This window comes from Chitinophaga sp. (assembly GCF_036569185.1).
Taxonomy (GTDB): Bacteria; Bacteroidota; Bacteroidia; order Chitinophagales; family Chitinophagaceae; genus Chitinophaga.
This window is the reverse complement of record NZ_DATCRD010000094.1, coordinates 1-19,614: the sequence shown is the minus strand read 5'-3', so window position 1 is coordinate 19,614 and position 19,614 is coordinate 1. Positions and strand designations below refer to the sequence as shown.

The following is a 19,614-nucleotide window of genomic DNA, read 5'->3' as shown; positions in this document are numbered from 1 at the left end:
GGCCATGGACTAATTATTTATTACTTAGAGTACAATTCTACGATCAGTTGTTCCTTGATGTTTTCAGGAACGTTCTCTCTCTCAGGATAAGCAATGAATACACCTTTCATTTCTTTCTCGTTCCAATCCAGCCAGCTGAATTTAGGATTTTTTCCACGGATAACGCTGGTCAGTGCAGAATTGTTTGCGGTTTTATTTTTCAGGCTGATAACGTCTCCTGGTTTCAGTTGGAAAGAAGGAGTGTTAACAACGATACCGTTAACAGTAACGTGTTTGTGAGAAACCAGCTGACGGGCAGCAGGACGGGAAGGAGCGATACCCAGGCGGAAAACAGTGTTATCCAGACGGGCTTCGAGTAATTTGATCAATACTTCACCGGCAACACCTTTTCTACGGGTAGCTTCATCAAACAGGTTACGGAACTGGCGCTCCAGCAAACCATAAGTGTATTTTGCTTTCTGTTTTTCTCTCAGCTGCAGTGCGTATTCGCCTAATTGTTTGCGTTTACGGTTAGCACCGTGCTGACCCGGAGGGTTGCTGTTCTTACTTAAATACTTGCCATTACCGAGAATGGGCTCACCAAAAATTCTGGAAATTTTGGTTTTTGGTCCTGTGTACCTTGCCATGTTTTAAATATACTTTAGATTTTTTAGTTAATGATGCATGCTCTTCAAAAAATCTGAAAACCTGATCATGCACCCATTTATTAATTATATTACAAAGTCCAGATACCAAACTTCTAATGAAATCTGGTATCTGGATGCTGTAAATATATATTACTATACTCTTCTCTTCTTAGGAGGACGGCAACCGTTGTGAGGTAAAGGCGTAACGTCTTTAATCATGTTCACTTCGATACCGGAGTTAGCGATAGCGCGGATAGCACTTTCACGACCAGCACCAGGGCCTTTTACAAATACATCTGCTCTTTTCAGACCTGAGTCCATTGCAACCTTAGCAGCATCCTGTGCAGCCAGCTGAGCAGCGTATGGAGTGTTCTTCTTAGAACCTCTGAAGCCCATCTTACCAGCAGAAGACCAAGAAATAACCTGACCATGCTTGTTGGTGATGCTCACAATGATGTTGTTAAAGCTAGCAGAGATATGAACATCTCCGTAGTTATCTACCTTTACTACTCTCTTTTTATTAGCAGCAGTTTTTGTATTATTTGCTTTTGCCATAATGATTTAAATTCCAAATATGAAATTCCGCATCCCAAATTACACGACTCAAGGTCATTGAAACCCCTCAGATTCGGACTTGGGATTTCAACCTGGGATTTTATTTATTATTTCTTAGTTGCTTTTTTCTTACCAGCCACTGTCTTACGTTTACCTTTACGGGTACGGCTGTTGGTACGTGTACGCTGACCTCTTACCGGTAAGCCTTTCCTGTGACGCAAACCGCGGTAGCAAGCGATATCCAGCAAACGCTTGATATTCATTTGCACTTCGGAACGCAGTTGACCCTCTACCTTAAACTCACCGTTAATAATGTTACGGATGGCAGCCTGCTCATCATCATTCCATTCACGCACTTTTTTGTTTACATCAATTTCCGCCTTGTTCAGGATATATTGGGCGGTAGAACGGCCTATACCAAAGATATAGGTGAGGCCAATTTCTCCTCTTTTATTTTTAGGAAGATCTATACCGGCTATACGTGCCATATTTCTATTTTAGATTTTATGATTCTGATTAAAAAATCAAATTCCGTTAGGGGAACCGATTAACCCTGGCGTTGTTTAAAACGAGGATTCTTTTTGTTGATCACCAACAAAACACCTTTTCTACGAACTATTTTACAATCCGCACTTCTTTTTTTGATTGCAGCTCTTACCTTCATGATTAATACTTTATAAAAGGTTATGATATTTGTTAAATTATTGTTCCAATCCCCTCAACGCTCTTTCCTGCTTATTTGTATCTGAAAATTATACGGCCTCTTGACAAATCGTATGGGCTCATTTCCACGCCAACCTTATCTCCTGGCAGAATGCGTATATAGTGCATTCTCATTTTTCCAGAAATGGTGGCCAGGATCTCATGCCCGTTTTCCAATTTTACACGGAACATAGCGTTCGACAAGGCTTCTAATATAATTCCATCCTGTTTAATGAGTGCCTGTTTTGCCATAAAAATTTTTAGGACTGCAAAGATAGCATTTATCTTTTGAAATAGAAAAATTTACCCGGATTATTATTATAATTGCCAGTTTTTTTGCCAAAACCTATCGTTTTACCTCTAAAAACCCCTACTATATTAGATAATTCCAAAGCCAACTACTAGTAATTTGAATTCAATTCGGGGTTATTCTTCTCCTCTTTTTCTATATCTACGAAGGTCGACAATACATCTGCCCTTCCTTTTCCAACGGCAACAGTGTGTTCAAAGTGTACAGACGGGCTTCCATCGCGGGTAGCTACCGTCCAGCCATCTTCGAGGTATTCCACATCCTTGGAGCGGAGATTGATCATAGGCTCAATGGCTATCACCAGTCCTTCCTTCATTACAGGGCCACTCCCCCTCTTTCCGTAGTTAGGTACCTGGGGATCCTCATGGAGGTTCCGGCCCAGGCCATGCCCTACGAGTTCCCTTACTACGCCATAACCACGCTCCTTCTCAGTATACTCCTGGATAGCATAGGAGATATCCCCTATCCTGTTGCCAACAACCGCCTTCTCTATGCCTTTGTACAGTGAGGCTTTGGTGGCCGTCATCAGGCGGAGCACGTTTTCTGGCACATTACCAATGGCGAAGGTATAGGCGCTGTCTGAATGAAACCCATTCATATACACCCCAACATCTACGGTAAGGATATCACCGTCTTTCAGCACATATTTATTTGGAATGCCGTGTACTACTTCTTCATTTACGGAGATGCAGCAGGCATTCGGAAATCCTTTATAATTCTTGAAGGAGGGAGTTCCACCATTTTCAACGATAAATTTATCAGCAACTGCGTCCACCTCCAATGTGCTCATACCTGGTTTCAGGGTCCTGGCCACTTCAGCCAAGGCTGCACTCAGGAGCAGGGCACTTTTACGTATCAACTCTATTTCTTCCTTCGTCTTATAGTGAATCATAACAACCCTTTTCATTCATGTTAGCAGCTAAGCCTGCTTATAAGCCGGCGAAGGACTAACTGTTCTTTATTCAAAAATAATATAGCCACCAAAGCGGAAGGCTTCTGTGGCTATTTTATTGTTCTTGTAACACTTTTGTGCTCAATTACTTATGCATTAGCCGGGGCAGTTCTGCCTTTGATACGGCCGGTGCTCATAAGACCGTCGTAATGACGCATTAACAGCTGGCTTTCAATCTGTTGCAGTGTATCCAGGATAACTCCCACCATGATCAGCAGGGATGTACCTCCGAAGAAAGTAGCAAAGTTACTGTTCACCTTGAAAGCGGCAGCCAAACCAGGCATAATACCCACCAGCGCCAGGAAAAAAGCGCCAGGCAGTGTAATACGGTCCATTACAGCACCGATATAATCGGCTGTAGCTTTACCAGGTTTAATACCAGGAATGAACCCGTTATTACGTTTCATTTCATCCGCCATTTGGGTTGGATTGAAAATCAACGCAGTATAAAAGTAAGTGAATACGATAACGAGTACTGCATAAATCAGGTTATACCAGCCATTTGTATGATCACTGAAGATGCGGATAAAGCCGGACGCACTTTCTGAAGAAGTGGCAAAGCCTATTGCAGTAGCAGGGATGAACATGATAGCCTGGGCGAAGATGATAGGCATTACACCGGCAGCATTCACTTTGAGGGGAATGAACTGGCGTACACCACCATACTGTTTGTTACCTACAATACGTTTGGCATAATTCACCGGTATTTTCCTGGTACCCTGAACAAGCAGGATAAGGCCTACAGTGATTAAAATAAAGATGGCAATTTCAATAAGGAACAGGATCGGTCCACCCGCTTCACCTGCAACTTTACTGGAAAATTCTGCGACTAAAGCCTGTGGCAAACGGGCAAGGATACCCATCATGATAATGATAGAGGTACCATTACCAATTCCTTTGTCTGTGATCTTTTCACCGAGCCACATTACGAACAGGGTACCTGCAGTAAGTAAAACGGTGGTAGAAAGCCAGAAGAAAAAGGTGCCATATTCGGCAATAATAGCGCCACCTGATTGATTACGCAGATAAGCAACGTAAGCACTCGCCTGGAAACCTGTTACGATAACTGTGAGGTAACGGGTGAACTGGTTAATTTTTTTGCGGCCGCTTTCACCTTCTTTCTGCATTTTCTGGAATTGCGGAACAGCTATGGTTAATAACTGAATGGCAATGGACGCAGAGATGTATGGCATAATACCCAATGCGAATATGGAGGCCCTTGAAAACGATCCGCCGGCGAACATATTAACCAAACCCAGGATACCCTGATTAGAATTTTTCTCAAAGTCGGTGAGCGCATTTGCATCAATGCCGGGCAAAGCGATATAGGATCCTACGCGGTAGATGAGGACCAGGAGCAGGGTGGTCAGGATGCGGTTACGCAAATCCTCAATACTCCAGATATTCTTAATCGTTTCGATAAATTTCTTCACAGGAAGATAAAGGTTTAATAGCGCTATTAAATATGAAAAGACGCACTACTCCGTAGGCGTCTCCTCAGTCGTAAAGTCTTATACCAGTTCTACTGATCCACCTGCTGTTTCGATGGCCTGTTTAGCTTTCTCGCTGATAGCGTTAACCTTAACAGATACTTTGGTTTTGAGCTCGCCGTTAGCAAGGATCTTAACCTTAGCGGTTCTGTTAATCAGACCGTTCATGAACAGGTTTTCCAGATTAAACTCCTGAAGGCCATATTTTTCAACTAAATGATCCAGCTGACCCAGGTTGAAAATTGTGTATTCTTCACGGTTATTATTCTTGAAACCGCGTTTTGGCATACGGCGTTGGATTGGCATCTGGCCACCTTCGAAGCCTCTCTTGCTGGCATAACCAGCGCGTTGCTGGATACCTTTGTTACCTTTTGTAGAGGTACCACCTTTACCGGAAGCCTCACCACGTCCGAGACGTTTTTCTTTATGTACAGCGCCTTGTGCAGGCTGTAATGAATGCAGATTCATAGTTTAATTGTTTTTACTTGCGCGGAAATTAACCGCTCGCTTTATACTAAAATAAAAATGGTAAAGTCACAAATGTAAAGGTAAGATTATCAACAGACAATCCCACAGCAGTGTTACTTAATTAAGCGTTAACTGTTTCTACCGTTACAAGGTGATTAACCTTACGGACCATGCCCAGGATCTGAGGTGTAGCTTCTACTTCAACAGTAGCATGCATTTTAGTCAGGCCCAGCGCCTTCAAGGTCAGTTTCTGCCTTTCAGGACGGTCTATACCACTTTTCACTTGAGTGATCTTAATCTTTGCCATAAATCCCTATCCGCTAAAAGCGGAGTAATTTAATTGTTAATGAATTATTTTCAAAATTTCCAGGCGATACCCGCTTTCCGGCGGGTTAGTATCAACCGTTGAAAACTTTCTTCAGGGAAACGCCTCTTGTTTTAGCGATGCCAATAGGTTCGCGTAACAAGCCTAAAGCTTTGAAGGTAGCTTTCACCACGTTGTGTGGATTAGCGGAACCCAGAGATTTAGCGAGAACGTCGGTTACACCAACGCTTTCCAGTACTGCACGCATGGAACCTCCTGCGATCACACCTGTACCGTGAGCGGCTGGTTTGATCAATACTTTGGCGGCGCCTTCTTTAGCAAACTGATCATGAGGGATGGTACCGTGCATAACAGGAACCTTGATCAGATTCTTCTTAGCATCGTCTATACCTTTGGTGATAGCCTGCTGTACTTCTTTGGCTTTACCAAGACCATGACCAACAACGCCGTTTTCGTTACCTACTACTACCAGCGCGGAGAAACTGAATGTACGACCGCCTTTGGTGGTTTTAGTAACACGGTTGATCGCCACTACTTTCTCTTTCAGCTCCAGATCACCAGCCTTTACTTTATTGAATGAATTCTTTGCCATTTTATTTTATAAGAATTACTTGTTCAGAATTATAAGATTCGGACTCCGTGATTAAAACTGAAGACCGCCTTCTCTTGCTCCGTCAGCTACGCTTTTCACGCGGCCATGATATAAATAACCACTTCTGTCGAAAATGCAGGTGGTAAGACCCAGTGCCAGTGCTTTTGCAGCCAGTGCTTTTCCTACCAGTACAGATTTTTCAGTTTTGGTACCTGCCTGTGCTTTGATATCCTTATCACGGGAAGAAGCTGCGGCCAGGGTAGTGCCATTGGTATCATCGATCAACTGCACATAGATATCGCTGTTGCTGCGAAATACAGATAATCTTGGTTGCTTTGCAGTGCCGGAAATTTTCTTACGGATGCGGTAGCGGATTTTCTGTCTCCTGTTAACTTTTGTGCTCATTTTGAGTTTTATTTTATAACCCCGATGCTGCCGGGGTATCTGTTAAAATCAGCTAACCAGCTATAATAGCTGATTAGCCAATTAAATATTTTACTTACCGGCTGATTTACCAGCTTTCTTACGTACCACTTCATCGCTGTAGCGAACACCTTTACCTTTGTACGGCTCTGGTTTACGCAGGCTACGGATTTTAGCGGCTACCTGGCCCAGCAACTGGTTATCGATACCTTCCAGCATGATCTTAGGGTTCTGACCTTTTTCTGTCAGGGTAGAAACCTTCAGTTCTTTCGGAATTTCGAAAACGATATTGTGAGAGTAACCTAAAGCGAGATCCAGTAACTGACCGCTGTTTGCTGCTTTATAACCAACACCCACCAGTTCCAGTTGTTTTTTGAATCCTTCAGTAACACCCTGAACCATGTTGGCCAGTAAAGCGCGGTATAAACCGTGGAGTGCTTTGTGGCGGATCTGTTCGGTTGGGCGGATCACTGTTAAAACGCCGTCCTTCACCTCAATTTTCATATCCCTGTCGATGCTTCTTTTCAGTTCACCTTTAGGGCCTTTTACGGTTACTTCATTGGTAGGAGAAACAGTAACTGTAACTCCGCTGGCCAATTTGATAGGACTTTTACCTATACGAGACATAACTTTAATTTAAAGTTGTTTGATATTGATGTACCGGTTATCCGTGTTCAGCGCCGTATAGAGAGCTTAATTGTCAGATAACTTGAGTGAATGACCGGTTGGATAACAACCAGTCATTCAATATATTAATAGACGAAGCAAACTACTTCGCCACCTACGTTTTGAGCTTTTGCTTCCTTATCGGTCATTACACCTTTGGAAGTAGAGATGATCGCTACGCCTAAACCGTTCTTCACGCGCTTAAACTCATCTGGTTTAGCGTACTGACGCAGACCTGGGCGGCTGATGCGTTGTAATTCCTTGATAGCGGGTTCTTTGGTGATCGGATCGTACTTCAAAGCGATTTTGATAACGCCTTGTTTAGTATCTTCTTCGAATTTGTACTTCAGGATATAACCTTTGTCGTACAGAATTTCTGTAATACGTTTTTTCAGCTTGGAAGCCGGAATTTCCACAATCCTGTGGGTGGCCATTTGCGCGTTCCGGATGCGTGTCAGGAAGTCTGCTATTGGATCAGTAACCATTGTTGTAATAGTTTGATAAATGTTTACAATGCGATATCCAATCGTAATAAGATGGGAATCAAATAACTTTTTTGGATTTATTCATCCGGTAGTGCCCGGGCTGATAAATACCTTGAATTACCAGCTGGCTTTTCTAACGCCAGGGATTTTACCTGCGAGTGCCAGGTCGCGGAACATGTTCCTGCAGAGGCCGAAGTGACGCATGTATCCTTTAGGACGACCGGTCAGCTGGCATCTGTTTTTCAGACGAACAGGAGAAGCGTTTTTTGGAAGTTGATCCAGTGCAGCGTAGTCACCGGCAGCTTTCAGGGCAGCGCGTTTTTCTGCAAACTTAGCTACCATAGCTTCTCTTTTCCTTTGTCTGGCTTTTACGGATTCTTTTGCCATAATTATATTATCGTTTCGATTTACTGATTATCTTTTTTCATATTCCTGAAAGGCATGCCCATTTCCTTCAGCAGCTCGTAAGCTTCTTCGTTGGTAGTGGCAGTGGTAACGAAGGTGATATCCATACCGGACATTTTCGTTACTTTATCGATATCGATTTCAGGGAAGATGATCTGTTCAGTGATACCCATAGTGTAGTTACCACGACCGTCAAATGCTTTTTCGTTCACGCCTTTGAAGTCACGTACACGTGGGAGGGATACCGCGATCAAACGATCCAGGAAGTCGTACATATTAGTGCTGCGTAAAGTTACACGTGCACCGATAGGCATGTTCTTTCTGAGTTTGAAGTTAGAGATATCCTTTTTAGACAGGGTAGCGATAGCTTTCTGACCAGCGATGCGTGTCATTTCATCTACAGCAATGTCTACCAGTTTCTTATCGCCTACTGCACCATTGATACCCTGGTTCAGGCAAATCTTTACCAGGCGAGGAACCTGCATTACACTTTTGTAGTTGAATTTCTTCATCAGTGCAGATTTAACTTCCTCGTGGTATTTGGTCTGCAGTCTCGGAGTATATTTTGTGTTTGACATTATTTAATTTCCTCCCCTGATTTTTTAGCGATACGAATTAATTTACCGTTTTCTCTCTGCCTGTTAACCCTGGTCGGTTTACCAGCTTTAGCATCCCACAGCATCACATTAGAGATAGCGATAGGAGCTTCCTGCTTAACAATACCACCTTTGGTATTCTGGGCAGTAGGCTTTGTGTGTTTGGTAATAATGTTAACGCCTTCTACAAGAATGCGGGCTTTAGCAGGATCCACTTCCAGCACTTTACGTGCTTTGGTTCTGTCCTTGTCATCGCCGGCAATTACCGCAACCAGGTCGCCTTTCTTAATGTTAAATTTAGGCTTAAATCTAGTTTTCATTACTTTGATTTATTTATAAACGCCAAGCGAAACAATAGTTTCGCTTGATTAATGTTTTTTCTCGTTTTGCAAACGGGCTGCAAAGATAAGAAATATTTTCGGATTTCGGGATTTTGGCTTTTTTTGACAAAAATCATAAAAATTCCAAAATCCCTGTACCGCCATATTTATTATAATACCTCAGGAGCGAGGGAGATAATTTTCATATATCCCTTGTCTCTCAGCTCACGTGCAACCGGACCGAAAATACGGGTACCGCGAGGTTCGTCTGAGTTATTGAGCAGTACAACCGCGTTATCATCGAAACGGATATAAGAACCGTCTTTACGACGTAATTTGTTCTTTGTTCTTACGATTACAGCTTTGGTCACCATACCTTTCTTCACACCACCGCCTGGCATTGCATCCTTAACGGTTACTACAATTTTATCGCCTACGGCTGCGTAGTCCTGACCGGAGTTACCTAATACGCGGATGCACAATACTTCTTTGGCACCGCTGTTATCAGCTACACTCAGTCTTGATTCTTGTTGTATCATCGAAATGAGATTTGATATTGTTTAATCAGCGGCTGGCACCGGGATCGCCGGCAGCAGCTTGAAACAAATAAATAATTATTTTACTTTAGCGATTACTTCTACCAGTCTCCAGCATTTGTTCTTGCTCAGAGGGCGGGTTTCAGCGATTCTAACGGTATCGCCGATGCTGCACTCGTTCTTGTCGTCATGCGCCATGAACTTGGTAGTTTTTTTCACGAATTTACCATAGATCGGGTGTTTCACCTTACGCTCCACCTTAACGGTAATGGTTTTATCCATTTTGTTGCTGGCAACCACACCAATCCTGGTTTTTCTTAATTTTCTTTCGGTCGTCATTGTTGAAAGTTATTTAACCCTCCGGTGAGGAGGTCATAAATTGTTATACTAATGCTATGTCAGCAGCCCCGGGCTTACCGGGACTGAAGATTTAGAAGCCCAGTTGTCTTTTACGCAGTTCGGTGTTCATCCGAGCGATATCGCGTCTTACAGCGCGGATGCTCATTGGATTTTCGATTGGCGTAATTGCGTGACCAAAGGTCATTTTTTTCAAGCGGAGTTCTTCTGCAGAGATTTTCTCTTTCAGATCCTGTTCGCTCAGGCCTTTCAGTTCCAGCTTTTCTTTTGCCATTGTATTGAGTTTGATTCGGTTAGCTGCCGGGGCAGTGTTACCGGATTTTAGTTATTGTGTACCTGTAATTAAGCTACGTAGTCGCGGCTGGTTACAAATTTTACTTTGATGGGCAGTTTTTGTGCTGCGAGTTCCATTGCTTCTTTTGCTACCTGTAAGGGAACGCCATCAGCTTCAAATAAAATTCTACCTGGCTTTACAACTGCTGCCCAATGGTCAGGAGCACCTTTACCTTTACCCATCCTCACTTCCAAAGGCTTAGCAGTGATAGGTTTGTCAGGGAATATGCGGATCCATACGTTACCTTCACGTTTCATATGCCTTGTCAGCGCAACACGTGCAGCTTCGATCTGCCTGTCGGTGATCCACTTAGGTTCTAATGCTTTAAGACCGAAAGTACCAAAGGAGAGGGTAGCGCCTCTTTTAGCGTTCCCTTTGATGCGGCCTTTGTGCATCTTCCTGTGTTTCGTTCTTTTTGGCTGTAACATCGTCTATGTTGTTAATGTTAATAGTAATTGTTAATGTCTGCTGAACCGCCAGATACTATCTGCGGCCACCGCCACGGTGTTCTCCACCGCCTCTTCTTTCGCCACCACCGCGGTTGTCTCTGCGTTCACCGTGGTGTTCTCTTCTTTCGCCACCATGACCAGTGCCACGGTTATCACCTTCCTTACCGGTTAAAACGTTCGGGTTGAGATCACGTTTACCCAGTACTTCACCTTTACAGATCCATACTTTGATACCGATCTTACCATAAACGGTTAATGCGAACAGGGAAGCGTAGTCGATATCCATACGGAAAGTATGTAAAGGCACGCGACCTTGTTTCATTTCTTCGGAGCGGGCAATTTCAGCACCACCTAAACGGCCGCTGATCTTAACCTTGATACCTTCTGCGCCCATTCTCAGAGCGGTAGCAATCGCCATTTTGATAGCACGTTTGTAGTTAATACGGCTTTCAATCTGTTTTGCGATTGTTTCAGCAACGATGTTAGCATCCATTTCAGGACGACGGATCTCCAGGATGTTGATCTGTACATCTTCTTTGCCTGTCAGCTTCTTCAGCTCTTCTTTGATGCGATCAACTTCGTTACCGCCTTTACCAATGATGATACCAGGCTTAGAAGTATGAACAGTGATGATTAACTTACCTAAAGTTCTTTCGATCACAACTCTTGAGATGCCACCTTTGTTGATACGGGCATTCAGATAAGTTCTGATCTTGTTATCTTCGATCAGTTTGGTCGCAAAATCTTTTTTGCTGCCATACCAATTAGAGTCCCATCCTCTGATGATACCTAACCTGTTACCAATAGGATTTGTTTTCTGACCCATGTTCTGGTTATTTGTCTATTAGTTTAATAGTTTTGTTTCTGTTTCGTTTCCGGTTTGCACTGAATTACTGTGCTTTACCATCCACTACGATCGTTACGTGGTTACTTCTCTTGCGGATACGGTAACCCCTTCCCTGCGGAGCCGGGCGCATTCTTTTCAGGGTGCGGCCGCCATCAACAAAAACGGTTTTTACGATCAGGTTAGCATCTTCTACCCTTGCACCTTCGTTCTTCACTTTCCAGTTTGCGATAGCGGATATCAACAACTTCTCTAAAGGTACGCTTGGGTGTTTCGGATGGAATTTCAAAATATTCAAAGCCTTTTCCACATCCAGTCCACGGATTAAGTCCGCGAGCAAACGCATTTTGCGGGGAGATGTAGGATTATTATTCAGCTTAGCTACTGCTTCCATTGTTATTAATTTCTTTTATTATTTAATGTCTGATGTCTGGTGTTTGATGTTCCGGTTTGAAACCAATACTTCAAACCTCAAACCTCAGACTATAATTTACATTTTCTTGTTAACGTGTCCTCTGAAGTTACGTGTAGGTGCAAATTCGCCCAGTTTATGACCAACCATAAATTCCGTTACATAAACAGGAATAAATTTGTTGCCATTGTGAACGGCGAAAGTGTGACCAACGAAATCAGGCGTGATAGTAGAACGACGGCTCCAGGTCTTGATAACAGTACGCTTGGTGCCGGTATTCATTTTTTCAACTTTAGTCTCTAATTTCTGGTCTACGTAAGGACCTTTTTTTATGGAACGAGCCATGTCTTACTGATTTATGATTTTTCAAACCCGGGATCCGGTATTGCTACCGGAGCCCTGATTCAGAAATATTATAATTTTTTACCGTTTTTTCTGCTAATGATCAGCTTATCAGAACTCTTATGCGGCTTTCTGGTTTTCAGACCTTTCGCATATTTACCAGTTCTTGATCTTGGATGGCCTCCGGAAGATTTACCTTCACCACCACCCATCGGGTGATCTACAGGGTTCATAGCCACACCACGGTTGCGGGGGCGGATACCTCTCCAACGGTTAGCACCTGCTTTACCGATTGATTGCAGGGCGTGATCGGAGTTAGAAACAGTACCTACGGTTGCTTTACAGGTATTTAATACTTTGCGGAGCTCACCGGAAGGCATTTTCAGTACGGCATATTTTTCTTCCTTGTTGGACAGCTGTGCATAGGCGCCGGCGCTTCTTGCGATAGCACCACCTTTACCAGGCTGCAGCTCAATGTTGTGTACAACAGTACCCAGTGGCATATTTTTCAGCGGTAAAGCGTTACCTACTTCAGGAGCTACATCGGTGCCGCTGATAACGGTACCACCTACCTGTAAGCCCTGTGGAGCAATGATGTAACGTTTTTCACCATCTGCATAACTTACCAGTGCGATGAATGCGCTACGGTTAGGATCATATTCGATCGTTTTAACAGTAGCAGGAACATTCTCTTTATCACGTTTGAAATCAATTACACGGTATTGTTTCTTGTGACCACCACCTATGTAGCGCATAGACATTCTACCTTGCGCATTTCTACCGCCGGTCCTTTTGATAGGCTCCAGCAGGCTTTTTTCAGGGGTATCCGATGTAAGCTCAGCGTAAGCGTTGCCTATTTTCCAGCGGGTACCGGCCGTCATTGGTTTGAACTTCTTCAGTGCCATTACTTCCTAAAAAGTTAAATGTTGTTATTAAATATAAATAGTGATCTGTATATACATCCACATCCCGGCTGTTCAGGCCGGAAAGGCACTACATGTTAGCATACAGATCTATAGTTTCACCAGCTGCAACGGTAATGATCGCCTTTTTGTAAGACGGTTTTTTACCTGCGATGAAACCGGCTTTAGTAAAGCGGAATTTAGCTTTACCTGGCATTACAGCAGTATTTACATCTGCTACGGTTACACCGTAAAACTCTTCCACTGCTTTCTTGATCTCCAGTTTGTTGGCTTTTTTGTCAACAATGAAGTAGTAGCGGTTGAATTTTTCGGTTGCTTTGTTAACCTTTTCGGATACCACCGGTTTGATTAAAACGTCAGAAAGTTTCATCTTCTTTATAGCATTAAGCTGTTGGTATTAGCCTCCAGCTGTTATTGAATTGGTTTTGACATCCTTAGGCTTCTGCAGGCTCTTCAGTGAAGATTTTTGCAGCGCTTTCTGTGAACACGATATAGTTGCTGTTCATGATGTCGTAAGTATTGATATCACTCAGAACAGTACCGTCTACAGTTGGGATGTTTCTTAAAGACAGGTAAACATTGTCATTGTGCTCAGGCGTGATGAACATAGTCTTTCTGCCTTCCACATTAATGTTCAGATTCTTCAGGAAACCAACGAATTGTTTGGTTTTTGGTGTTTCGAGCTGCAGATCTTCAACGATAATGATGCTGTTTTCTTTAGCTTTTACAGACAGGGCGGAGATCTTTGCGAGATCTTTCACTTTCCTGTTCAGTTTGAAACCCCAACCATGCGGTTTTGGTCCGAAGATGGTACCACCACCTTTATACAACGGGTTACGGATGTTACCTTTACGGGCGCCACCGGTACCTTTTTGTTTGTGCAGTTTACGGGAAGCACCTTTTACTTCAGCTCTGGTCTTTACCTTGTGGGTACCCTGACGCTGAGCAGCCAGGTATTGTTTAACAGCCAGGTAGATTACGTGGTTGTTAGGCTCAACACCAAAGATCTCCTCAGGAAGCTCAATAGACCTTCCGGTTTTCTTACCTTCTATATTTAAAATATCGATTTGCATATTACTTCTGGATTAAAACGATTGAACCAATGTGGCCGGGAACGGAACCACTTACCAGGATATAATTCTTTTCAGGGAATATTTTCACGATCTTCAGACCTTTCACTTTCACTCTTTCATTACCTGTCTGGCCGGCCATACGCATACCCTTGAAAACGCGGGAAGGATAAGAGGATCCACCAACAGAACCAGGAGCTCTGCTTCTGTCGTGCTGACCGTGGGTAGCTTCACCCACACCGCTGAATCCGTGGCGTTTTACAACACCCTGGAAACCTTTACCTTTGGAAGTGCCTACAACGTCAATTGTTTCACCTTCTGCGAAGATTTCGCAGGTGATAGATTCACCGAGGGCTTTCTGTACATCCGGGTTGCGGAATTCTTTTACGAAACGTTTGGGAGAGGTGCTTGCTTTCGCGAAGTGATTGCTTTCTGCTTTTGTGGTGTGTTTTTCTTTCTTCTCACCGAAAGAAACCTGAATTGCATTGTAACCATCTGTTTCCAGGCTTTTTACCTGGGTTACAACGTTGGGACCCGCTTCGATAATGGTAACAGCTGTTTGTTTACCATTAGACTCGAAGATGCTGGTCATACCAATCTTTTTGCCAATAATACCTTTCATTTTTTATATGATTTTACCCAGCGCCTGGGGGATTTCGTGCTATCCCCAGGATGGGCGGTTTAAATACATTTATTGGGCGGCCGCCCAGAAGGCGCGACCTATGTTTGTTTGTTAAAATTGTTATCTTACTGGTAATCAACAAGATAACCATAAATCAATAAAAGGCCGGCCTTTCGCCCGCCTTGCTGTTGTCCTATGCTTTAATTTCAACTTCCACTCCGGAAGGCAGATCGAGCTTGCTCAGCGCGTCTACAGTTCTGGAAGAAGACGTGTATATATCCAGTAAACGTTTGTGTGTACACAGCTGGAACTGCTCGCGCGCTTTCTTATTTACGTGCGGAGAACGTAATACTGTAAATATTTTCTTCTCGGTAGGTAAAGGAATTGGACCTGTTACCACGGCACCCGTGTTACGCACGGTTTTAACGATCTTCTCAGCAGACTTGTCTACCAGGTTATGATCGTAGGACTTCAGCTTGATTCTTATTCTCTGAGACATATGCAATGAACTTCTTCTTGTTTTTTCCCAATACAATTTGGGAGGGCAAAGGTAACCCGTTTTTTCTATTTGGCAAATAATTCTCAGGAAAAAAATAAAAGAAACCCGGCAAGGGGCTGGCTCCGGGGCGAAAGAAGTGCAGTAAGAATGGTATTAATCCATGATTAAGGCCTCAGAAATCATTCATTGTGTGTATGTTAAGCCTTAAGGTAACTTCACATGCTCGTTTCGACAAATATAGGAAAACATATTTCAAAACCAAAAAAAGGAGAGTTTCTTTACAATTTTTTCCGGGAGAAGGGAAAAAGGAGGTGAGGTGTAATAGCAGGCAGGTGGGATCCGGACTGCGAATTCCCTGCCTCCCGGCAGGCCCGGGAAATTAAAGCATTGTATTCCAGACCTCAAGCCCGGATAGCACCCGGGAACGGTATTCGAAGCAGACAAAAAATACCGGATGCAAAGTGATATGCAAGCCCGGATAACACCTGGAAAGGATATTCGAAGCAGGTAAAGAATACGGAAGGTAAAGTGATATGCAAGCCCGGATCCCCCCGGAAGGGCAGGTAAAGAATACGGGAGGCAAAGTGATATGCAACGAGACGGGCAAACCTAAAAGAGAAAGGGTTGTTCCCGCTTACCTGGAACAACCCATCTCCGAATAATTAAAGTGGTTTGATGATCTGTGGTCAAACGACCCAGCAACCATTAAAGTGGTAAACCACCCAATAATGACTTAATTAATCCTAAGACTAATGCCAGCAGTTGATTCAGTAAATCCATGGAAAAAGGTTTTTATAAGATACTGCCTACTCTATTACCTGGTTTTCGGCGTTCCCAGTTGTTATTCAGTTAACACGACTAAATTAAAAGCTATCAATCAATATTCAGTCGTTCATTTTGTTCATTTCAAACAACCAACAAACATCCGTTCATTCAGCTGCTATAGCGCCTTTACAGTGACATCGGGTTTAAATAAAGAGGCTGTTCCGGTGTAGAACAGCCTCCAGGATGATGTGTGTAAGGGAAATAGTTTCATTACGTACGGAACAATCCCTTATTGACAGGAGTCCTTATTACAGGCCACCCAGCAGAGATTTCAGCAAAGCAACCAGTGTTGCCAGCAGTTGATTCAGTAAAGCCATAAGATAGTTTTTACTACGGGTGACACCTACTCTCTTTCTTTGGTTTTCGGCAATCCCAGGTACACTTCTTTTTAAGTGCGAACCGAAATTAACAGCTATTCATATAATTCCATTCGTTCATTTTGTTCAGTTCGGCATTCTGATGTACAGCTGTTCAATTAGCCATCAAAGCGCATTTCCATTAACAGAGAAAGCTCCGGCAACAGCACCGGAGCTTTCGTCAATTAACATTGATAGTTGCTCAATGTTATAAAGCATGTTTTGGGAACTACCGGCAGCCTGGTGTGTATTTCAACTACAGCCATCTATACAACTGTATCCTGTTTCAATACTCCGGCCGGGCTGGTATAGGACTCATAAAACAGATTCATTACCGCCGGGTGAGAGGCCCGGCAGCCACAGCAACCATCTGCAATGTGTTTAAAGCATCAAGGATTATATAGCTGTTGTTTTCATTGGGCGCCTAATCTTTTGTAATGATTTTCGGCAATCCCATTAATACAATCCTTGTGTGACAAGGTAGAGATAAAATTACAGTGCGCCTGCTACAGTGTGCAGAAACTTAAGCACTGCCTGGAGAATGGTGTTTAACATACCGGAGTATTTATGGATTTGGTGCCTACTCTATACAGGGTTTTCAGCAATCCCCCTGTCTGCGTCCTCACAGACGGCCTCTAAAATAAATGGTTCCTTCAAAAAAGCACCTGTTCAATTAGTTCATTTCTGCCTCAGCTGTTCATTTTATTCAGCACCCGTAGCTGATAGGATTCCTTATAACAGGAGCGGCGGCAATGTATTATTGCCGCCGCTCCTGAACTTAGTTTTATATTACAATTACTTTCCGGTTTCTTCCCTGTAGATCTGTTTAGCCTTTGCCGATGGCAGATAGATCTGGAAACCTATACCCAGGCTAAGCCGGTTAGCAGTGGTTGAATTACCTCCACCCACAGTAAGATCATACTTAAACAATCCTTCCAAACCAATGTTGGGAGTAATAAAATAGGAGATACCAGGGCCTATGCCAACATTAAAACCATTGGTAGAAGCACCACTCGCAGGATTGGTACCGGCAAACCCGGCATTTGCTTCCACAAAGAACCGTGTTCTCTTGGAAAATTCCAGTTTTCTGACATTCTTATCTTCCACAAAATAACGGGCAAAAGCGCCAACACCATAAGTGGTATTGGAAGCCCTCGTATCAGTTGTTTTATTCTTTGTGGTATTTGCGCCAAAGTTAACATAGCCGCCAATAGCAAGACCGTCCTTGATAAACCATCCTATCTTTGGTGAAAGATTAAAATTAAAAGCTGTGCTCTCCTTTTGAAAAGTAACATTAAGATTGGTCAGATCGGCACCTACCATAATATTTCCTTTCTGAATTTGGGCGTTAGCAGCAGAACCAAACAATACAGCCGCAAGTGCAAGGGTTAAGAGACGAATTCTTTTCATAATCTGTTTTTTAGTTTTAACAATTTACATGTTGAATGAATAAATATTAGCAGGCAAACGCTTTCCGTTTTATTTATAACCATACTGCTGATATTAGCCGAAAAAATAAAAGGCAGGGGATAATGGGGAATAGTCTTACATCTTCAAACAAACAACATCACGTGTTAACAAGCACAAAACTACTGAAAATGAATCTAATAAGCGTCCATTATTCCAAAAAAAATTTAAATTCAGTCAAATCCTTTCAAATACTGTACCTCAAAATTTATACTCTTTCAACTATATAACATCTTAACCCCAATGTTGTTGCATAAAAACCGGAATCATTATATATAAAGAAGAAAAATGAGCGGAATAAATTAATCAGGAGCAGTCTTTCAACAGGTCGGCATGTGTGGAGAAAGTTCCCTGTTGTTGTAAAAAACTTAGGAATCCATCCAATTTCTGCCGCATTTTTTCCCCGGAAACGCGTTTGATATAAACGGGCAATCCATAGGCATTAATATCGCTTAATTCCCATGGATGAAAATAAAAAGATAGATAGGTGTCCTTTTTCAGGATCCTTTTACTGAAGTGACGGGTTATCCACAAAGGCATATTTTTCACACTGAGCCAGAACAGCGGATACCTGAGTAAAGGCGATACGGAAGAAGGAATAATCCAGGTATCCTCCTCTTTAAACAGAGTTCTTGGCAGGTGCCGGTTATTATACCTGCCGGGAAGCCAGGTGGGGTTTACGGAGGCATCGTACAGGTAGCCAGCCGCTTTCAGCGCCCGCATATTTACCTTCCGGAGGCGTGGCATACGGAAACCCTGTACCGGCTGGCCGCTGATTTCCTGGAGAGCCAGACGTGAGCCCTCCAGATCGGCTTCTGTAAAAGAGCTGTGATAATAGGCATGGGAAGCTATTTCATGCTTTGCGGCCATCTGCCTGATCAATTCGGGGTAGTGTTGCGCCCAGTAGGCGGTAACGAAAAAAGTAGCGCGTACATTGTACTTATCAAACAAAGCCAATGTTGCCTGCAGGCCGTTCCGGGAAACTTCCAGTTTCTCCTGGAGCGTCACCTGCTGGCCGAATTCTTCCGGGATATCAAATTCTTCCACATCCACACTGATCAATATCCTGTTACTATGTTCCATAAAATTAAGCGGCAGATGAGCTGAAAACAATCCTGCAGTAATTCATTACTTCTTTCATTAAAAGTTTAATCCTGAAAGATGAAAACTGGATGCCCGGCCGGCAAGATACCGCAACTGCACCGATTTTGAGATGGGAACGCTTACCTGCGTGGTATAAAAATTCGCTGTCGTAAAGAAAACCATCAATACGGGTGGAGAGCAGGATATTTCGTCCATGGGCATTGAAACCCTTTAGGCCGGCCTGGGCGTCGTCCACTTTAAGGTTTAATACCAGCCGGTTCAACAGGCGGCTGATCCTGGTTATAACACGGCGCTTACGGGGTAATTTATGAAGATAGGCTGCCCCTCTTTCGCCGGCTACCACATCCAGGCCCTGGAGCAAACCATCATAAGCTTCTTTTACGGCATGTACGCCAAAGGGGAAATCCAAATCAGTGTATACCTGGAAAGCATGCTGGGAGCGTTTTACACCTTCTCTCACAGCAAATCCTTTACCCCGGTTGCGGGTATAACTCACAATGATAATACCCGGAATAGCCACTTCCAGCCAGGCAATGTGCTGACGGGTAAAATTCTTTAT

At 43.3% G+C, this 19,614-nt stretch carries 32 protein-coding genes; 1 reads left to right on the top strand and 31 read right to left on the bottom strand.

What is annotated here, in order from left to right:
• Window positions 1–20: 20 nt before the first annotated feature.
• The 28 genes from rpsD to rpsJ all read right to left on the bottom strand — a co-directional run bounded on the left by rpsD (window position 21) and on the right by rpsJ (window position 15,303).
• Complete coding sequence (gene rpsD, locus VIM72_RS07180; RefSeq protein ID WP_332002160.1) at window positions 21–626, bottom strand: 30S ribosomal protein S4; 606 nt, start codon at window positions 624–626, stop codon at window positions 21–23.
• A 153-nt stretch (window positions 627–779) separates the two neighbouring features.
• Window positions 780–1,181 (bottom strand): 30S ribosomal protein S11, encoded by a 402-nt coding sequence (gene rpsK, locus VIM72_RS07175; protein WP_079470752.1) that lies wholly within the window; start codon window positions 1,179–1,181, stop codon window positions 780–782.
• Between the two features lie 107 nt (window positions 1,182–1,288).
• The gene (rpsM, locus tag VIM72_RS07170) at window positions 1,289–1,669 is read right to left on the bottom strand and encodes a 30S ribosomal protein S13 (RefSeq protein ID WP_079470753.1); all 381 of its coding nucleotides are present in this window, start codon (window positions 1,667–1,669) and stop codon (window positions 1,289–1,291) included.
• A 59-nt stretch (window positions 1,670–1,728) separates the two neighbouring features.
• Complete coding sequence (rpmJ, locus tag VIM72_RS07165) at window positions 1,729–1,845, bottom strand: 50S ribosomal protein L36 (protein WP_073083232.1); 117 nt, start codon at window positions 1,843–1,845, stop codon at window positions 1,729–1,731.
• 71 nt (window positions 1,846–1,916) lie between these two features.
• Window positions 1,917–2,135, bottom strand: a complete 219-nt coding sequence (infA, locus tag VIM72_RS07160; protein WP_012789309.1) for a translation initiation factor IF-1 — start codon at window positions 2,133–2,135, stop codon at window positions 1,917–1,919.
• A 149-nt stretch (window positions 2,136–2,284) separates the two neighbouring features.
• Window positions 2,285–3,085: a type I methionyl aminopeptidase gene (map, locus tag VIM72_RS07155; RefSeq protein ID WP_332002159.1), complete on the bottom strand. Its 801-nt coding sequence runs from the start codon at window positions 3,083–3,085 to the stop codon at window positions 2,285–2,287.
• A gap of 149 nt (window positions 3,086–3,234) precedes the next feature.
• Window positions 3,235–4,578, bottom strand: a complete 1,344-nt coding sequence (secY, locus tag VIM72_RS07150) for a preprotein translocase subunit SecY (RefSeq protein ID WP_332002158.1) — start codon at window positions 4,576–4,578, stop codon at window positions 3,235–3,237.
• 78 nt (window positions 4,579–4,656) lie between these two features.
• Window positions 4,657–5,103 (bottom strand): 50S ribosomal protein L15, encoded by a 447-nt coding sequence (gene rplO / locus VIM72_RS07145; protein WP_332002157.1) that lies wholly within the window; start codon window positions 5,101–5,103, stop codon window positions 4,657–4,659.
• A gap of 121 nt (window positions 5,104–5,224) precedes the next feature.
• Window positions 5,225–5,410 carry a 50S ribosomal protein L30 gene (rpmD, locus tag VIM72_RS07140; RefSeq protein WP_079470757.1) on the bottom strand — a complete coding sequence of 62 codons (186 nt, stop codon included), beginning with the start codon at window positions 5,408–5,410 and terminating at the stop codon, window positions 5,225–5,227.
• Between the two features lie 91 nt (window positions 5,411–5,501).
• Window positions 5,502–6,020, bottom strand: coding sequence for a 30S ribosomal protein S5 (gene rpsE / locus VIM72_RS07135; RefSeq protein ID WP_332002156.1), 519 nt, complete (start codon window positions 6,018–6,020; stop codon window positions 5,502–5,504).
• 51 nt (window positions 6,021–6,071) lie between these two features.
• Window positions 6,072–6,425, bottom strand: a complete 354-nt coding sequence (gene rplR / locus VIM72_RS07130) for a 50S ribosomal protein L18 (protein WP_332002155.1) — start codon at window positions 6,423–6,425, stop codon at window positions 6,072–6,074.
• A 90-nt stretch (window positions 6,426–6,515) separates the two neighbouring features.
• Complete coding sequence (gene rplF, locus VIM72_RS07125; protein ID WP_142685983.1) at window positions 6,516–7,070, bottom strand: 50S ribosomal protein L6; 555 nt, start codon at window positions 7,068–7,070, stop codon at window positions 6,516–6,518.
• A 125-nt stretch (window positions 7,071–7,195) separates the two neighbouring features.
• Window positions 7,196–7,594 carry a 30S ribosomal protein S8 gene (rpsH, locus tag VIM72_RS07120; protein WP_332002154.1) on the bottom strand — a complete coding sequence of 133 codons (399 nt, stop codon included), beginning with the start codon at window positions 7,592–7,594 and terminating at the stop codon, window positions 7,196–7,198.
• A gap of 117 nt (window positions 7,595–7,711) precedes the next feature.
• Window positions 7,712–7,981: a 30S ribosomal protein S14 gene (rpsN, locus tag VIM72_RS07115; RefSeq protein WP_142685981.1), complete on the bottom strand. Its 270-nt coding sequence runs from the start codon at window positions 7,979–7,981 to the stop codon at window positions 7,712–7,714.
• Between the two features lie 20 nt (window positions 7,982–8,001).
• A complete protein-coding gene (gene rplE, locus VIM72_RS07110) occupies window positions 8,002–8,577 on the bottom strand; it encodes a 50S ribosomal protein L5 (protein ID WP_325646829.1) in 576 nt (191 codons plus the stop codon).
• Entirely contained in the window at window positions 8,577–8,915 is a 339-nt protein-coding gene (gene rplX / locus VIM72_RS07105) for a 50S ribosomal protein L24 (protein ID WP_332002153.1), read from the bottom strand. The genes rplE and rplX overlap by 1 nt, the downstream gene beginning before the upstream one ends.
• A 170-nt stretch (window positions 8,916–9,085) precedes the next feature.
• Window positions 9,086–9,454: a 50S ribosomal protein L14 gene (rplN, locus tag VIM72_RS07100; protein ID WP_142685978.1), complete on the bottom strand. Its 369-nt coding sequence runs from the start codon at window positions 9,452–9,454 to the stop codon at window positions 9,086–9,088.
• 75 nt (window positions 9,455–9,529) lie between these two features.
• Window positions 9,530–9,790: a 30S ribosomal protein S17 gene (rpsQ, locus tag VIM72_RS07095; protein ID WP_106527849.1), complete on the bottom strand. Its 261-nt coding sequence runs from the start codon at window positions 9,788–9,790 to the stop codon at window positions 9,530–9,532.
• 91 nt (window positions 9,791–9,881) lie between these two features.
• Entirely contained in the window at window positions 9,882–10,082 is a 201-nt protein-coding gene (gene rpmC / locus VIM72_RS07090; protein ID WP_079470767.1) for a 50S ribosomal protein L29, read from the bottom strand.
• 68 nt (window positions 10,083–10,150) lie between these two features.
• Window positions 10,151–10,570, bottom strand: coding sequence for a 50S ribosomal protein L16 (gene rplP, locus VIM72_RS07085; protein WP_142685977.1), 420 nt, complete (start codon window positions 10,568–10,570; stop codon window positions 10,151–10,153).
• A 55-nt stretch (window positions 10,571–10,625) separates the two neighbouring features.
• Window positions 10,626–11,417 (bottom strand): 30S ribosomal protein S3, encoded by a 792-nt coding sequence (gene rpsC / locus VIM72_RS07080; protein ID WP_089903224.1) that lies wholly within the window; start codon window positions 11,415–11,417, stop codon window positions 10,626–10,628.
• Between the two features lie 64 nt (window positions 11,418–11,481).
• Entirely contained in the window at window positions 11,482–11,829 is a 348-nt protein-coding gene (rplV, locus tag VIM72_RS07075) for a 50S ribosomal protein L22 (protein WP_079470770.1), read from the bottom strand.
• A gap of 96 nt (window positions 11,830–11,925) precedes the next feature.
• Entirely contained in the window at window positions 11,926–12,192 is a 267-nt protein-coding gene (gene rpsS, locus VIM72_RS07070) for a 30S ribosomal protein S19 (RefSeq protein WP_145672666.1), read from the bottom strand.
• A 68-nt stretch (window positions 12,193–12,260) separates the two neighbouring features.
• Window positions 12,261–13,094, bottom strand: coding sequence for a 50S ribosomal protein L2 (gene rplB, locus VIM72_RS07065; RefSeq protein ID WP_291917706.1), 834 nt, complete (start codon window positions 13,092–13,094; stop codon window positions 12,261–12,263).
• A gap of 88 nt (window positions 13,095–13,182) precedes the next feature.
• Window positions 13,183–13,482 (bottom strand): 50S ribosomal protein L23, encoded by a 300-nt coding sequence (gene rplW / locus VIM72_RS07060; protein ID WP_089903230.1) that lies wholly within the window; start codon window positions 13,480–13,482, stop codon window positions 13,183–13,185.
• Between the two features lie 64 nt (window positions 13,483–13,546).
• Window positions 13,547–14,185 carry a 50S ribosomal protein L4 gene (rplD, locus tag VIM72_RS07055; protein ID WP_142685975.1) on the bottom strand — a complete coding sequence of 213 codons (639 nt, stop codon included), beginning with the start codon at window positions 14,183–14,185 and terminating at the stop codon, window positions 13,547–13,549.
• Between the two features lies 1 nt (window position 14,186).
• Window positions 14,187–14,804 (bottom strand): 50S ribosomal protein L3, encoded by a 618-nt coding sequence (gene rplC / locus VIM72_RS07050; RefSeq protein ID WP_332002152.1) that lies wholly within the window; start codon window positions 14,802–14,804, stop codon window positions 14,187–14,189.
• A gap of 193 nt (window positions 14,805–14,997) precedes the next feature.
• Window positions 14,998–15,303, bottom strand: coding sequence for a 30S ribosomal protein S10 (rpsJ, locus tag VIM72_RS07045; RefSeq protein ID WP_012789286.1), 306 nt, complete (start codon window positions 15,301–15,303; stop codon window positions 14,998–15,000).
• A 533-nt stretch (window positions 15,304–15,836) separates the two neighbouring features.
• Between rpsJ and VIM72_RS07040 the strand changes: the two genes are divergently transcribed.
• Entirely contained in the window at window positions 15,837–15,965 is a 129-nt protein-coding gene (locus VIM72_RS07040; protein WP_332002151.1) for a hypothetical protein, read from the top strand.
• 1,314 nt (window positions 15,966–17,279) lie between these two features.
• Here VIM72_RS07040 and VIM72_RS07035 read toward each other — a convergent pair.
• From VIM72_RS07035 to VIM72_RS07025, 3 genes are all read right to left on the bottom strand, one after another.
• Window positions 17,280–17,894, bottom strand: a complete 615-nt coding sequence (locus tag VIM72_RS07035; protein WP_332002150.1) for an outer membrane beta-barrel protein — start codon at window positions 17,892–17,894, stop codon at window positions 17,280–17,282.
• Window positions 17,895–18,257: 363 nt separating this feature from the next.
• Window positions 18,258–19,034, bottom strand: a complete 777-nt coding sequence (locus tag VIM72_RS07030; RefSeq protein WP_332002149.1) for a polysaccharide deacetylase family protein — start codon at window positions 19,032–19,034, stop codon at window positions 18,258–18,260.
• 4 nt (window positions 19,035–19,038) lie between these two features.
• A partial coding sequence (locus VIM72_RS07025; protein ID WP_332002148.1) for a hypothetical protein occupies window positions 19,039–19,614 on the bottom strand: 576 nt, incomplete at its 5' end.